Below are 14,074 nucleotides of genomic sequence, written 5' to 3' on the forward strand. Positions count from 1 at the left end.
CCCTGGGCCTATTGCCGTCACGACCTCAGAGCTGTGGCCTGAAGACAGCGCTTACGTCAAAGCCATGGCGACGACCCGTAGTTCGACCAGCGGGTCATTCGAGCGCGAGACACCTCCTGCAAGCCTGCCAGGCGGTCAGACTTGGTTAATTTTTACAGCCACAACGGCTGCCCGTGGCGAGTTCGCGTGACGGCAAGCACGCTGTGCCAGTTTTTAACGACGAGAAGGTCGCCCTCAGTCTATTGTTCAACGCCACCGCCATTCACCAACTCGCGATGCGTGCTGACCGCGCCATGGGCGACCGGCTCAAGGGTGTCGGGACGAATGGAGAAAATAGTGATCACTTTACCGACCGTGCTGTGGTTTGATGTGATCGGGGCGCCGGCGTCCTGCGGCGTATCAGCACCCAATCGGGAGAGCTCAAGCCGGGGATAACATCTGTCGGTCTCACCAAGTGTTTCCGGTAGTGAGAATCGCATCGTGCGGCTCACCCGACAGGTGCCGATGCCGGGGCCACTTGAGCAATGATTGTCCCCATCCTCCCAGCAATCACCCGCAAGACGGCCAAAGTTGGTGCGATGTTTGGTCGTGACTTCGGATCAATTGGTCACTCGAAACCAGCGTAAGTTCGACAATGAGGTTCTAACCATCCCGCAGCATAAGCGGTGTGTCAATACCTCCAAAAATTCTGGCGACTGTCCCGGATATTGTCTCGATATTGATCGAAACGAGATCTTCCAGGACCGATCAAAGAGTACGAAACGAGAGAAAAACGGGCAAAAAGGCTCCAAAAAAACCCAACTGAACCACGTGATGAAAGTATACAGCTTGGGATAATCTGTACGATCTGTTTTCGATTTAAATCCCTTTTGTCAATGACTTATAAAGGTCAAGCAAGCGAACCCGCCGTCGGGTGTCTTGGTATTTGTCCCGGGAATTGAGCTTCTATGGCCGGGGCGAGCTCTAGAAGGATGTCGGACAGCGGCTCTTGGGCAACGCCGACACCCATCAGACCGGCGAGGAAGAAGGCTGTTGGCGCCGTTCGACTAGTCGCTGGCGCGACCGGTACTGCATGCTGCCATCACACCGAAACACCACCGGACTCCCCTCAGGGGCGGCGCACCGCAAGGGGCTCGGCAAGGAGTTTGGCCGGGCACGCGCGATGACGACAACCCTCGCGGGATTAGAGGCGACCGACATGGTTGATGCCGAGGCCCGTTGCCATGCTGGCGAGGTGGTAGAGCCATCGCATCCAGCCAATCTTAAAATGACCGTCGTCGGATGCCGAGCCGAGACCAGGATCACAGAAGGCGGCCTGCTCCGAAGGCTTGACCTTGGTGTAGGAACCGACACGACATGCTCGGTAGAGCTTGTAGACGTTGGTTCGGGCATCGTCGAAATTGATCCCGCTGCGGCACCCGGCATAGTTCGTCCCCTATGGCGCCGCTAAACTCCCGAAATCATTTGATCCAAAATAGATATTGGCGAGGTCCGGAGGGTGGTCACCAGGCAAAGTATCCCCCTAAAGCCGCATGCGCCAGCGACCGCAAACATGCAGTCAAAATGGGCGTTTCCAGGATCTTGGCAATCGAACGGGCAGGCGATGCTGGCGGCGCGTACCATCCCTGAGCTCGGCAATGCGCCAGGAACGGCGGGTTTCACCGCTACGTCCTTCAGCAATTGCCCCGCTGCCCTTCGCAACCAAGTTCGCCCGAGTTCCATAGAGGGCTTCGCTTGATTAATTGCGACATGTGACACATATTGGGCGACACATGACGCGAGGGCGACTATGACTGCTGCAGCCAAGAAACCGGCTCCAAAGGGACTAGGCAATGATCTGCAGAAGGTGGCCGATTTGCTCGGCGGGCCGCGCATCCTGTCGCGCCGCATCACAAGCACCCTCGACGCCCACGAACTGCTGCTGGACGGACTGCCAGGCTCCGCGCTGACCCACTTTGTCAGTCACCTCCTCTTCATTCAAACGGACTCGCTGGAAAAAGCCTTCGGAATGAGCCTTCGCACCTTTCAGCGACGCAAGGACGCTCCGGACAAGCCGCTCAGCCAGGAGCAAAGTGGGCGGACCTGGAAGTTTGCCGAAATCCTGGCCAAGGCCACGGACGTGTTCGGTTCGCAGGAAGAAGCAGAGCAGTGGCTCGAGCGTCCGGCCATCGGTCTTGACCAGCGTCGCCCGATCGATCTGCTTGCTACTCCGGCGGGCATCGAGCTCGTTGAACAGTACCTCACACGGCTCGCATACGGCGTCTATGCATGACGCCTTCGGTAGAGCCATTGGGAGGCGGCAAGCTCATCGCTTGGCGCCTCGATCAGGCGCGCTTTGCGTCGACCTGGGATAGTGGCGAAGGCGCGTTCCAGGTCGGCGGCCGGTGGAACAGCAAAGGCGTTCGCGTCGTGTATTGCGCGCTTGATCCAGCGACCGCGATACTCGAAGTTGCGGTTCACAAAGGCTTCAAAGCGCTCGACACTCTGCCGCACGTACTGACCGCGCTTCATATCGCTGACGTGTCTGACGTTCATATTGTTCGCCCTGTCGACGTTCCGAACGCCAATTGGCTACGACCGGGAATCCCAGGCGCAGGCCAGCAGGCGTTCGGGGATGCGCTCTTGGCCAAGCACAAATTCGTCGTGATCCCAAGTGTAGTGTCCAATCACAGCTGGAATCTGATCTTCGACCCGACCAGGGCGAAAGGCGCCTACCAGCAGCACCTTCAGGAAGCGTTCGCGCTCGATACGCGCCTTCATCCTTCGACATCACCGCTCTAATTCGGCCCGTAGCAGCGACCGGCCGCGTGTGAAATATCGGCTATCCGGATTATCGTGTGGAATGACGCGTGCGCCGTGGCCCAGAGTGCCATGGGAGCTTCTAATCCTTCGCTACCCATTTCAGGTGGCATCGCGGGAATTTCTGAGCGACTGCGGCATTGGTTTACGCCTGCCGATACAGAATGATCGGAACTCCCGGAACAAGTTGGTTGAGGAAGTCGAAGTCGCCGACATTCGCTGTCAATACGCCGGCACCGATACCCCGCGCCTGAAGATAGATGAGCGCATCGTTGAGATATTTGCGCTCATGTCCCGCGCCCTTCGGCGCGCCGCTGAGACGAACGAGCTCGCCCGCAAGCATTCCCGCTTCGCCCCACATCGCCGTGTCCGGAGCTTGCAAGCGATGTCGCGGAATGTCTTCAATCACACTCCGTACCGCTTGCAGAACCCCACTCGTTGAGGGGTGAGCCGGATCGAGGCGACCGAACACATGCGTTAGTTCGGCAAGGCAGACGGCCGAGTGGTGGCAGACGCGATACGTGAGCAATTCATCGACGGCGTTCGGAGTACGAGCCTGCAAGACGTCGAGGTAAACGCTGGTATCGAGCATTAACGTGCCGCCGATGAGCGGTTCGTCGGATGCCCAAGCAAGCTCGGAATCTGATCGTCGCGTCAACCGCTCCAAACGCTTGTGCGGCTTCACCCTCCGCAACGTTCCCTGGAGATCAAACGGCAAGATCGATATCTGCCGGGACGCTTCCCTTGCGCCGGACAAGACGCGCGCCGAAATCGTCTTCGAGCGCCAAACGCGACAACGCGAGCTCTAGGAGTTCGGTATCGGAAGACACGTGAGCCCGCTTCTTTGCCGCTTCGACCAAGCCTGCCGGCACGCGGCCGGACAAGCGCGTGTTCTTGGCCTCACCGAGCAGCCCGACGGCGCGCGCCTGCTCGAGCACGAGCCGGTTGCGCTTAAGCGCAATATGTTCCTCGGTCTCTGTCGACGTGCGGGTCCGCACAACCATAACAACCTCTAGCGTTGAACAAAGTATAACAATTGTTCAACGCCTTTGCAAGGACCAGAAACGAGGGGGTTGTGACCGCGATCGGTGCGCGATGTTTCAACACGAAATTCCGAATGGCCGAAATATCGAAGAGGGGCAGCTGAAGATCTTTTGGTCCATCCTGGATGCCGGCTTGCCGAGGTATCGGCGTTCGTCCTCAACCCGAGACATCCGGAATGAAAAGTCCCGCCGTGCTGGCGGGGCTTTTGTGTTTCAGGCGAAGGGACCTACTTTGCCCCGATTAGGGACCAACTTGTAGGAGACCAACTTTGCCCAGTGCAGCGGCCCGTCGCTGCAAGAATGCTCGAGATTCGAACCGCGCGATGTCAAAGATTTACGAAGGAACGAGGGGACGTACTTTGTCCGGCGCCGCAACTGGATCGCGCAGCAGCGCCAGCGCCTCGTCGGATGGAACGTCAAACAGTCGCCTCGTTGCGGGACATCTATTGAGACTCATCACGCGATGTCGAAGCCGAACCGAACCGCCGTCGTCGCTTCATCGGCGCCGCTCGGGATTCAAACGGCTTGCCCAAAGCGCGCGAATCGGCTTGCGAATGATCACCTCCGAGAGGCCGCCAAGGCGCCGTTCCCGAGTCGTTAACCAGAGGTAAATCGCCGGAAAGATTTGCTCCGCTTGCAATTTTGCGACTCAGGTTATGTCTCGTCCATAGTCGTTGAATAGAGGACGGTCGCAATGTCAGGCGGCAATGGAAACGAGGCCTGCTCAGCTGGCGGAAGGCTCATCGCTTATTTCGTTGTCGCGGGTTCGACGCTTGCGAGCATGGCGGTTCTCCTGTTTCGGGCCTTGCCGACCTTGCTTCAAAACTATGGCTAACAAGTCCGCTACAAGACACAGCATGGCTTGTTGCTGCGGCGAGACTCACCCTAAGCAACCATACGAAGCTTACTTCCAATATCTGGGTCCAAAGATGCGAAACTCTACGCGAGATCTGCCGACGACTGGTTATGCGATTGTGGTCGACGGTTGCGTGAAGACAGAGTTCGAGACGAAGGACGGCGTCGAACATGGAGCGCGGGATCTTAAGCGACGCTTTCCCATGCTGCAGGTTAGTGTCTACGATGCGCAGGCGCGATCGGATCACGAAATAAACGCGTTCTGACGTCGCGACGTCGACGGAACCTTGGAGCCGCAGCAAGCCGCGCGTGAGTTTGCGCTTTCGCTTCAGGCTCCCGGGGGATATATCGCTCCGCCGGAGACGAGACGATGGTGCAAAAGCACGCGAGTGGATCCCGCCAGCATCGGCGACGGGCGAGACAGCGCGAAACAAGTCCAGGCGTTAACATTCGCGACCGCATTGCGGGCTTGCGAAGTCTGCCGCGGCAGCAGCTGGCGGATGCGGTGTTCATGCTTGCGATGGACGCGAAGCGCCAGAGTACTATGCTGCGAGAGGCGATCAAGCAGCGTGCGGATGTCGAGCCCGATCCAAGCTCGGCACCGGATGTAGATTTGGCGACTTATCTGGCGGGAGAGGCCCTGTCGTCACTTCGCCACCACACAGTAAGCGCTCCCTCCTTTCTCGATGTTTTGCTGCAACGGTCGCGTGACCTTCGATTCACCGTTGATTCAGACGAGGCCGTTGCACTGCTTGCCGCAACTCTGCGGGAACAGCGGATCGAGGGTATCCTCGAGGGCCTCCGGCTTGCCGGTGTCTTGAACGAGCCACATAAGGATCGCCACGCTGGCTTCGACTCGTGAAACGATAGTCTGGCGTTGAACGAGATCATTTTGTCGGCTGTTCCCTAATTCCACAGCATCGTGTTCGAGCCGTCTCGCCGACGTCCGCAGTTGCTTGCTCATGGGTCGAAGAGCTTCGAGAGCTGAGTGTGGGCCAGCCTGTCCCCGCCAAAAGTCTTGCTGATCGGTCGAGACGAGAATCCGATGATCTGCGATCTCTCGGCCGCTATACCCGTCCGCTGACGGCATGATACACGACGAATGCATGGTCGGCATGGGCGGAACCTCGCTGCACTGGTCGAAAGTGGTCCGCGACGTTCCGGATACGGCGCAACTTCACGAAACAGTCTATGAGCGCCTCGCGATGAAGTCTGTGCGCAATTATTCAAGCTTCGGTCCGTATCGACCGATAACGTTGCAAGGGCATCAGAAGGCGAAGAAGTTCTTCGAAGTGCCCTCAAACGTTGATGTTGGGACCAAGCGCCGGGACGAAACAAGCTAAACGCGCCAGGCGCCTGTTGCGGTCCGCAATCACGCTGCCAGTTTAGTGAACCGGAGATCGCGAAACTTCCGTCGCTCTTTCGCATACGCAGCGAGAAGCGTTTTGGCCCAAAGGGCCATGCCTTCTGCTTTCAATCCTATCCGCTGGCTGCGGTTGTAGTGTTGCTCGGTCACCGACGCCATCCGTTCGCGTTCGTCGACATGATTATGGTTAGTCTTATGGCCGAGAATAGCTGTGGCGGCCCCACCCAGCCGGTTGTCGTCAAGGAATGTTGTCATCGTCCTGCGAACGTCATGCAGCGTCCACGGTGCAATGCCGTAGATTTTGAAGAGGTCTAGTCTTTCCTTCTTAGGCTGAGGTTTTGGCCCGGGTTTGCCCTTGCGAGCAGGCTTCTGCTTCACAGTGTGATCGTAGACACGTCCCTGGAGCCGGTACAACAACTGGTTCAGCGCAGCCTGCGTAACATGCCTTCTGGGGTCGCGTCCGCTGAACATCCATTCGGATTTTCCGCCGGATTCTGTGTGATAGGCGCGCAGTATGCTAAGAATCTCTGGAGGCAATGGCAGCGAATGAGGCCTGCCACCATCTCGACCTCCCTTCATCTCTTGTTCGGTCCAGTTGGCGACCTTCCAGCTTTTTAGGCGCCGTTCAGTCCTCGGCGGATCGAACAATCGGTCCGGCCGCAATTGTAGGAAGCCGCCGGTCCGCTGTGCGGTCAGGGCAACGCCCCACAGCGCTCCGATGGTTCCGGGATAGGTCTCATGCTCGCCGTCCGCTAAACTCCGGAAATTTTCGGCGATTACGATGGTGCGGGCTATCTCTTCGATCGTCGGTGCGTGCGTCCGCGACTTGGTCTTGTACTCGAAGGACCACCGGGTCCACCATTCGAACTGTACTTCCTCCAAACCGGCCGCGGTCGCATGATACTTCCAAGCCCAGCTCATCATCGTCTTGGATTGAGTGAGGGCGCGGTGGACTGCGGAGGGCGCATGATTGAGATGTATCGTGTCCCGTAACCGCTCCAGATCGCGCAACTTGACCTGGCTGACGAGCTTCTCGTTTACTTGGTCAAATTCGGGCAGCTTGAGGTAGTGTTCGTAGTGATCGCGGTATTTGGCTTTGAGCTTCGGCAGTTGATATTCGAGGAACTTGGCGGTCAGCACCTTCCAGGTCCAGGTTGTGCCGGTGTCGCCGATACGTTTTCGATACGCAAGCAATGACGTCTCATCGGCCAGTTCATCGGCCCATTCCGTCTGTCCCATACGGTTTCGGTATTCCGAAGTAGTCGTCTCGAACTTCACCAGAGCCTCGGCGAATTCGCGCAAGTTGCGCTTGCGTTTCGCTGCCAGGTGAATTTGATCGGCAACGTATCTCGCCTGTTCCAGATCGAGTTTGCCTGGCACACTCTTCCCAGCGGGGCCGCTCGACAACAGTAAGGCGAGCCGAAGCGTCAATTCGCGGCGGCGCACGTACCAGACGGCCTTCCCCGGTGTGATCCGGATCGTCAAGCCAATCGTCTTGCGGTCGCGCCACTCCGCGATCTTTCCAATGATCGCGCGGCTCTGGCTGTATGATATTGCGCTATCGATGTCGTTGTCGGTGAGGGATTTCACCTCCCGTTCGTAGGTAACCTTTTCTGGCACCTGCCCCTCCATACAACGGCCATACAAAACAGCTTCCGAATGCGAACGTTTTTACGGCGCTTCCGAAAGTCTTGGAATAGCAGTAATATGAAGTCTTTTCAATTGGTTAAGGGGAGGCTAACGTCTCCTCTAAGCGGCTGAAGATTCCGCCTTCCAAGCTGAATACGAGGGTTCGATTCCCTTCACCCGCTCCAGTGTTTCAATGGCTTAGCACGAACCCTCAGATTTCATTCTGACAGCCATTCTGACAACGCGGCTGACTGCCGGTCCCCGACAGTCGCTCGCGCAGCAGCCAGACCCGATCGCTGCCCCAGAAAAGCTCGCCGGTTTCCTGCAGCACGAATGTCGGGACACCGAAGACACCCCGCTCTTCGGCTTCCGTAGCGATCGTCCGGCATCGGCGGACCCCTTCGCCGGATAAAATCAACTCGTCGAAGGCGCGGCCTTCCGCGCCTGCTTCGATGAGGAGGCTCCTGATCGCTCCCGCGTCTTCGATGTCGAGGTCTCTGCGCCAAAAGCGCTCGCAGAGCGTATCGTGATAGCAACGGAATACAGATTCGTCGGTCTGTGACGCGAGCAGCATTCCCGTATGCGCGAGCGTAGGGTCGAAGATTTTAGTTGTACCGCGGATGATCCAATTGTGGCGCGCAGCAAGCCGCCGCGCGTCCATGTAGGCATAGCGAACCTTGCGCCAGTCTCGGTCGGTCCTCTCTTCGACTTCGCCGCCGTAAGCTCCCTGAAGGTCAATCGTGAATGGTTGCCAGAGCAGTGTCACATCGAAATCTCGTGCGAGCGCGTAGGCTTCTTCCTTGACGAGATAGGAGAACGGGCTGCGGTAATCGACGTAGAGGGTGACTTTTGTGGACATGGCTAGTTGGTTCCGGGCGATCTGGCGGCGCCCGACGCGTACTGCGGACCGCCGAAGAGATTCGTCCGCGCTTGCTCGCTCTTCGTCACGTCGACCCACTGATCCAGCAACAGTTTGATACCCCGCTCCACTGCCGGCCGGGCGCGGATGGCCGCATACCAGCGCGAGACCCGCGGCAGGTCGTCGAGGCTCTGGTTGGCCATCTTGTGGATGCGGACCCAGGCGAAGCAGGCAATGTCGGCGATCGAATACTCTCCGGCCAGATAGTCGCGCCCGTCGAGCCTTCGCTCCATCACGGTCAGCAGTCGTCGGCCCTCGTTGGTGTACCGTTCGATCGCGTACGGCACCTTCTCGGTGGCGTAGCGATGGAAATGTTGTGCCTGGCCGAGCATCGGGCCGAGCCCTCCCATCTGCCACATGAGCCATTGCATCACCTCGCATCGCGCGCGCGCGTCCGAAGGCATGAAGCGGCCCGTCTTCTCCGCGAGATATATGAGGATCGCACCCGTCTCGAACACCGTGATCGGGGCGCCGTCCGGACCGTCGCCGTCAACGATCGTCGGCACCTTGTTGTTGGGATTGAGCGCCAGATAATCCGGATCGAACTGCGCGCCGCGAGTAATGTCGATCGGATGCACCGTGTAGGGCAGGCCGATTTCCTCGAGCATGATCTGGACCTTGTGACCGTTCGGGGTCGGCCATGTGTAAAGGTTGATCATTGAAGGGCCCTTCTATTTGAGGCGATGCGATCACGCCGTGCGGATTTCCTGCAGCGCGAGTTCTCGCACCATCGCTTCCCGCATGATGAATTTCTGAACCTTGCCGCTCACTGTCATGGGGTAGGCGTCCACGAAGCGGATGAAGCGCGGAATCTTGTAGTGGGCGATCGCCTCGCGACAGAAGGATCGGATGCTTTCTTCGTCGCACGTCTGCCCGTCCTTGAGACGGATCCAGACGCAGACCTCCTCGCCGTACTTTGGGTCCGGAACGCCGAATACCTGGACATCCTGCACCTTCGGGTGCTGATACAGGAATTCCTCGATCTCGCGCGGATAGATGTTCTCGCCGGCTCGGATCACCAGATCCTTGATGCGACCGGTGATGTTGCAATAGCCGTCGGCGTCGATGGTGGCGAGATCGCCCGTGTGCATCCAGCCGGCTGCGTCGATCGCCTGCGCGGTCTTGTCCGGGTCGTCCCAATAGCCTCGCATGACCGAATAGCCGCGCGTGCAGAGTTCGCCCGGCATGCCGCGCGGGACGATGTCGCCGGCTTCGTCGATCACCTTCACTTCCACGTACGGCTGGATGCGGCCGACCGTTGACACGCGCCGTTCCAGGGGATCGCCCCGATCGCTCTGAAAGCTGATCGGGCTCGTCTCCGTCATGCCGTACGCTATGGTGATTTCGCCCATGCCCATCTCGCCGATCACGCGGCGCATGACCTCGACCGGGCAGGGAGCGCCGGCCATGGCGCCGGTGCGGAGCGACGACAGATCGAAACTGGAGAAGGTGGGGTGTTCCAGAATCGAGATGAACATCGTCGGGACGCCGTGCAGCGCCGTGCACCGCTCGGCTTGGACGGCCTCGAGCACGCCCAGCGGATCGAAGGCTTCGCCCGGGACGATCATGGCCGCGCCATGCGTGATGCAGGTCAGGTTGGACAGGACCATTCCGAAGCAGTGATAAAAGGGAACGGGAATGCAGAGCCTTTCATCGGGACCGAAGCCGAGGGCTTGCCCACAGAAGTAACCGTTGTTGAGGATGTTGTGATGGGTCAGCGTCGCGCCTTTGGGAGCGCCGGTCGTGCCACTGGTGAACTGGATGTTGATCGGATCGTCGAAACGTAGCTTCACGCGCGGAGGAGAGGCAGTCGAGCCGCGGCGGCAGACGCCCTCGAATGAAAGCAGGCCCGGAGTCGTCGTCTCGCCGATCTGAATGATCGTGCGCAGGTCCGGCAGTTTCTGAAGGTTCAATCGTCCCGGAATGCCCGTCGCGATCTCCGGTGCGATCTGACGGAGCATGCCGATGTAGTCGCTCGTCTTGAACGCGGTCGCTGTGACTAGCGCCGCGCATCCGACCTTTCGCAGCGCGTACTCCAACTCCTGCGGACGATAGGCGGGGTTGATGGTGACGAGGATCAATCCGAGCTTTGCGGTGGCGAACTGCGTGACCACCCATTCGGCGTTGTTGGGCGACCAGATGCCAACGCGTTCGCCCGCGACGAGACCGAGCGAAGCCAGGCCGCTCGCGAAGCGATCGACGACCGCGGCAAGCTCGCGGTACGTCCATCGGACGCCTTGAGACCGCACCACCAAAGCGAGGCGATCGGGGTGGGCGCGGACCGTGGCATCGAAGCAGTCGCCGATCGTCATGCCCAGGAGGGGCGTCATCGACCCTCCGCTGACGTAGCTCGGTGTGATCGACGAACCGTCGGTTGCCTGGCCGCCGTGCATCAGTCCCTCCTGTTTTTCGTTCTTTTCGATGGCCTCTACTTCACGTCCTCCTTCGGATGGCGCCTAGGCGGGCAAGGGCCAGGTCACTTCCTTGCCCTTCAATTCCTTGTAGCGTCGCGTGTGGGCGCGGATGCTTCCGAGATCCGACATGCCACGCGACAGCAGGTCCTTGTCGAGGCGGGCCGCGGCATCGATGGCGGCCATCGTGGTCGCCTGAAGCGCACGCTTCGAGAAGGCGTACGCCGCATGGCAATCTGGCGGCACCAGCGCCGCCCAGGCGACGGCTGTCTCCAGCAGCTTTTCCGGCGCGACCGTCTGCTGGACGACGCCGAGACGCTTGGCGGCGGCGAGATCGTAGATTTGACCGAACAGCGTCATCTCGAACGCCGATCGCGGACCGATGGCATGCTTGATGATCTCGCAGTAGACGGCCGGCATCGGAATTCCAATTGGCACCTCGTTCAACGCGAACTGCAGCGGGCCTTCGCTGGCGATCCGGTGATCGCAATCGATCGCGGTGATGAACCCGCCGGCGTAGGCGTGGCCGTTGATCGCCGCCACGGTGGGCCTCGGATACGTGAAGAGGCGCAGGTTCGTCGCGCGGTATGCGTCAAACCAGGCATCGATCTCCTTGATCGACCGGCGTGCGAACATCGGAAAATGATGATCGAAGTCGAGGCCCGCCGTGAACACCGCGCCCGATCCGGTCAGCACGACGGCGCAATCGGCGAACTCGGATTCCAGACGATCGAACGCCGCGTGGAGCTCGGCGAAGAAGGCCGGATTCTGCGCGTTGACCTTGTTGGTGTTCATCGTCACCACGGCTACGTGGGGGTGCTTGCGTTCAATGGTCCAGGGCATCGGTCATCCTTCGGTTCGGGGTCTCGGGTTGCGGAAGATCAGGCCACCTTGAACTGGCGACGCGCGTTGTCGGTCGGGGAATGACGAACGGGCGTCGACGCCGAGGTGGAGGCTGGCGATGCGCTCGTCCGCCCGTCTTGCTGGTCTTCAGCGCCGCAACGATCGAACCTCGGATTCCCGATCCATGCGGCGTTCGGGTGCTGCATCCAGGCGTCGATGATCATTCTAAGGAGCTCGCGTCTGACGGTGTCGAGGTCGAGGCCTACGACCGGTCAGCGCGAAAGGCGGACCTGCTCAACCGGCTTCGGTCGTGGTCTCAAGTGGCCACACCGCCATCATTAGGCGCGTGGATCGGCCGGCGTCTTGAAGAAATCGGACAGCCTGCGCGCGGGGCCTGCACCAGGCCTGCCGGAACGCGCCGGGAGTGACGCCGGCGTGTCGCCGAAACTCTCTGGTCAGATGAGCCTGGTCGGAGAATCCGAGATCGGAGGCGATCGCCGACAGACCGTCGCCTCCCGCCGCGATTTCGTAGACCGATCGGCGGAACCGCTGCATGGCGAGAAAACGCTTCGGCGGGCAGCCCGTCGATGTTCTCACTCGCCTCTGCAGCGTCCGGACCGATCTGCCTACGCGGTGCGCCAGGTCCCTGACGCGGCCGTGCGGCGTATCCAGAGGGGCGCCGCCCGCAATCGATCCGTGCCTTGGTTGCCGCGAAAGTGCGAGCAGGGTCCGATCCATGGTGTCGAGGATGTCGAAGCACGATGGACCCTCCCGGACGAGGCGCGCGAGCGCATCGCGACAGGCGACGATCGCCGGATCGTCGACGCTCGGTGAACCGGACCAATTCGGCTTGAACTTGACGCCCACGATCCAGCCCACGAACGCTCTGCCTTTTCTTCGGTGATCGAGGCTGGGCTCGCTGAAAACTACTCTGCCGCCTGGACCGTCCTCCCGAAATACGAAGGTGAGCTCCTTGAGCGGGGAAGCGAACGACATGCGGCTTTCGGTCAGCCGTCCCCGGTCCTTCAGGATGTAGATCGAGTCGACGCAGCCGGCTTGATCGTCGCGCGGCGCGAACTCGGCGTAGAACGAGGGGAGGGCGAAAACCTGCTCGTTATCTGCGCTCCAGGCCGTCCTCGCTCGCGGATGTGGGTCTTTCGCTGACAAAGTCGAGCTCCAGTGATGCCGGGGGCGGCTTCCTTGACGTCATTTAAGTAACACTGTTATATTTCGATAGCAAACGTCTCTGCGCACCGCCCGGTCCGGCACTTGAGCGGCGACAATGGCGCGGAGGTCGGGCATGAGTGCCGCCCGCCATGGCCTCGCGAAACGGAAAACTATCGATGGCGGAAGCTTCCGATCCGAAAATCGAACAGCGCAAAGCCGCCGTGAGCGCTTTCAAGCGCGAACTGATCCGCGAGGCCGCCAAACGCGTTTTCGTCGAAGTCGGCCTGCACAAAACATCGGTGCGGGAGATCGCCAAAGCGGCGGGCTACACGACCGGTGCGATCTACGCCCAATACGCAAGCAAGGAGGAGGTCTACGCCGACATCCTGCGTGAATCCCTGACGAGCATGGCCGAAGCCGTCGAGCAGGCGGCCGCAGCAGCCCGGGTGGGTCGGAAATGTGACGCCGCCTTGCGCGCTTGGTTCGAGTATTTCCGCGAGAGGCCCGCGGAGTACGATCTCGGGTTCTACCTGTACGGCGGTGCCAAGCCCGCAGGTGTCGGCAAGGACCTGAACCGCGAACTCAACGTCCGTCTGAAGCGGGTCTATGCTGCGGTCGCGGACGCGCTCGAGGCCGACGGTCTGGTCGACGCATCCAAAAAAAATGAGGTGGCAGTCGCCGGGGCGTCCTGGATGTTCGGCCTGCTGCTCATGTACAGGACCGGTCGTCTGAAGATCCTGGCAGTGGACGTCGACGTGCTGATCGACGATTGTCTAGCCACGCTCTACCGAGGCACGGCACGCTCCCGGTCCGGACGGTCCCGCGGCTGACCCGCCTCCTTAGCCGGGCTGCATTGATGAATTGATTGGGGGATCAAGTCCGTCCTGATCGAGGCACGCTTGGCATCGACCAACACCCGCCGTGCGTCTGTGGATTGCAGACAAGGCCTCCAAAACCTACCGCATGTCGATACGCCACAGGGGCATTGCCGCCATTCTGACAGCAAGAAATTCTGTAACGATCTCAATGGGCCAAAACTGCC

Annotated in this window: 16 protein-coding genes; 5 read left to right on the top strand and 11 right to left on the bottom strand. The window is 60.0% G+C overall.

All coding sequences use genetic code 11. The features are described 5' to 3' along the window. On the top strand, positions 1-190 hold a 190-nt coding region (locus NR187_RS30305), incomplete at its 5' end, for a hypothetical protein (RefSeq protein WP_256808771.1). A gap of 49 nt (positions 191-239) precedes the next feature. Here NR187_RS30305 and NR187_RS30310 read toward each other — a convergent pair. Continuing rightward, on the bottom strand, positions 240-479 hold the full coding sequence (locus tag NR187_RS30310; RefSeq protein WP_256808773.1) for a hypothetical protein: 240 nt from the start codon (positions 477-479) through the stop codon (positions 240-242). 1,310 nt (positions 480-1,789) lie between these two features. Here NR187_RS30310 and NR187_RS30315 point away from each other — a divergent pair. Together NR187_RS30315 and NR187_RS30320 are read left to right on the top strand one after the other, a co-directional pair. Next, on the top strand, positions 1,790-2,272 hold the full coding sequence (locus NR187_RS30315; protein ID WP_256808775.1) for an antitoxin Xre/MbcA/ParS toxin-binding domain-containing protein: 483 nt from the start codon (positions 1,790-1,792) through the stop codon (positions 2,270-2,272). Continuing rightward, entirely contained in the window at positions 2,269-2,781 is a 513-nt protein-coding gene (locus NR187_RS30320; protein WP_256808777.1) for an RES family NAD+ phosphorylase, read from the top strand. The genes NR187_RS30315 and NR187_RS30320 overlap by 4 nt, the downstream gene beginning before the upstream one ends. A 163-nt stretch (positions 2,782-2,944) precedes the next feature. On the opposite strand, the gene NR187_RS30325 is transcribed toward NR187_RS30320, so the two are convergent. The 3 genes from NR187_RS30325 to NR187_RS30335 form a co-directional block, all read right to left on the bottom strand. Beyond that, complete coding sequence (locus tag NR187_RS30325) at positions 2,945-3,517, bottom strand: type II toxin-antitoxin system VapC family toxin (RefSeq protein ID WP_256808779.1); 573 nt, start codon at positions 3,515-3,517, stop codon at positions 2,945-2,947. Beyond that, a complete protein-coding gene (locus NR187_RS30330) occupies positions 3,507-3,803 on the bottom strand; it encodes a hypothetical protein (RefSeq protein WP_256808781.1) in 297 nt (98 codons plus the stop codon). Before NR187_RS30330 ends, NR187_RS30325 begins: the two co-directional genes overlap by 11 nt. A gap of 1,624 nt (positions 3,804-5,427) precedes the next feature. After that, positions 5,428-5,661, bottom strand: coding sequence for a hypothetical protein (locus tag NR187_RS30335; protein WP_256808783.1), 234 nt, complete (start codon positions 5,659-5,661; stop codon positions 5,428-5,430). A gap of 142 nt (positions 5,662-5,803) precedes the next feature. On the opposite strand from NR187_RS30335, the gene NR187_RS30340 reads away from it, so the two are divergent. Next, entirely contained in the window at positions 5,804-6,040 is a 237-nt protein-coding gene (locus NR187_RS30340; protein ID WP_256808784.1) for a hypothetical protein, read from the top strand. 29 nt (positions 6,041-6,069) lie between these two features. On the opposite strand, the gene NR187_RS30345 is transcribed toward NR187_RS30340, so the two are convergent. The 7 genes from NR187_RS30345 to NR187_RS30375 all read right to left on the bottom strand — a co-directional run bounded on the left by NR187_RS30345 (position 6,070) and on the right by NR187_RS30375 (position 13,032). Continuing rightward, a complete protein-coding gene (locus tag NR187_RS30345) occupies positions 6,070-7,683 on the bottom strand; it encodes a hypothetical protein (RefSeq protein WP_256808785.1) in 1,614 nt (537 codons plus the stop codon). A gap of 220 nt (positions 7,684-7,903) precedes the next feature. Beyond that, a complete protein-coding gene (locus NR187_RS30350; RefSeq protein ID WP_256808786.1) occupies positions 7,904-8,551 on the bottom strand; it encodes a DsbA family protein in 648 nt (215 codons plus the stop codon). A 2-nt stretch (positions 8,552-8,553) separates the two neighbouring features. After that, positions 8,554-9,270 (bottom strand): glutathione S-transferase family protein, encoded by a 717-nt coding sequence (locus NR187_RS30355; protein WP_166468948.1) that lies wholly within the window; start codon positions 9,268-9,270, stop codon positions 8,554-8,556. A 30-nt stretch (positions 9,271-9,300) separates the two neighbouring features. Then, positions 9,301-11,004: an AMP-binding protein gene (locus tag NR187_RS30360; protein ID WP_256808791.1), complete on the bottom strand. Its 1,704-nt coding sequence runs from the start codon at positions 11,002-11,004 to the stop codon at positions 9,301-9,303. A gap of 63 nt (positions 11,005-11,067) precedes the next feature. Beyond that, a complete protein-coding gene (locus NR187_RS30365; protein ID WP_256808793.1) occupies positions 11,068-11,865 on the bottom strand; it encodes an enoyl-CoA hydratase/isomerase family protein in 798 nt (265 codons plus the stop codon). A 38-nt stretch (positions 11,866-11,903) separates the two neighbouring features. Continuing rightward, positions 11,904-12,089: a hypothetical protein gene (locus tag NR187_RS30370; protein WP_166468951.1), complete on the bottom strand. Its 186-nt coding sequence runs from the start codon at positions 12,087-12,089 to the stop codon at positions 11,904-11,906. Positions 12,090-12,159: 70 nt separating this feature from the next. After that, positions 12,160-13,032, bottom strand: a complete 873-nt coding sequence (locus NR187_RS30375; protein ID WP_256808795.1) for an AraC family transcriptional regulator — start codon at positions 13,030-13,032, stop codon at positions 12,160-12,162. 176 nt (positions 13,033-13,208) lie between these two features. Between NR187_RS30375 and NR187_RS30380 the strand changes: the two genes are divergently transcribed. Further along, positions 13,209-13,862 carry a TetR/AcrR family transcriptional regulator gene (locus tag NR187_RS30380; RefSeq protein WP_162307596.1) on the top strand — a complete coding sequence of 218 codons (654 nt, stop codon included), beginning with the start codon at positions 13,209-13,211 and terminating at the stop codon, positions 13,860-13,862. Positions 13,863-14,074 lie beyond the last annotated feature (212 nt).

This window comes from Bradyrhizobium sp. Bra64, from assembly GCF_024519875.1.
Taxonomy (GTDB): domain Bacteria; phylum Pseudomonadota; class Alphaproteobacteria; order Rhizobiales; family Xanthobacteraceae; genus Bradyrhizobium; species Bradyrhizobium japonicum_G.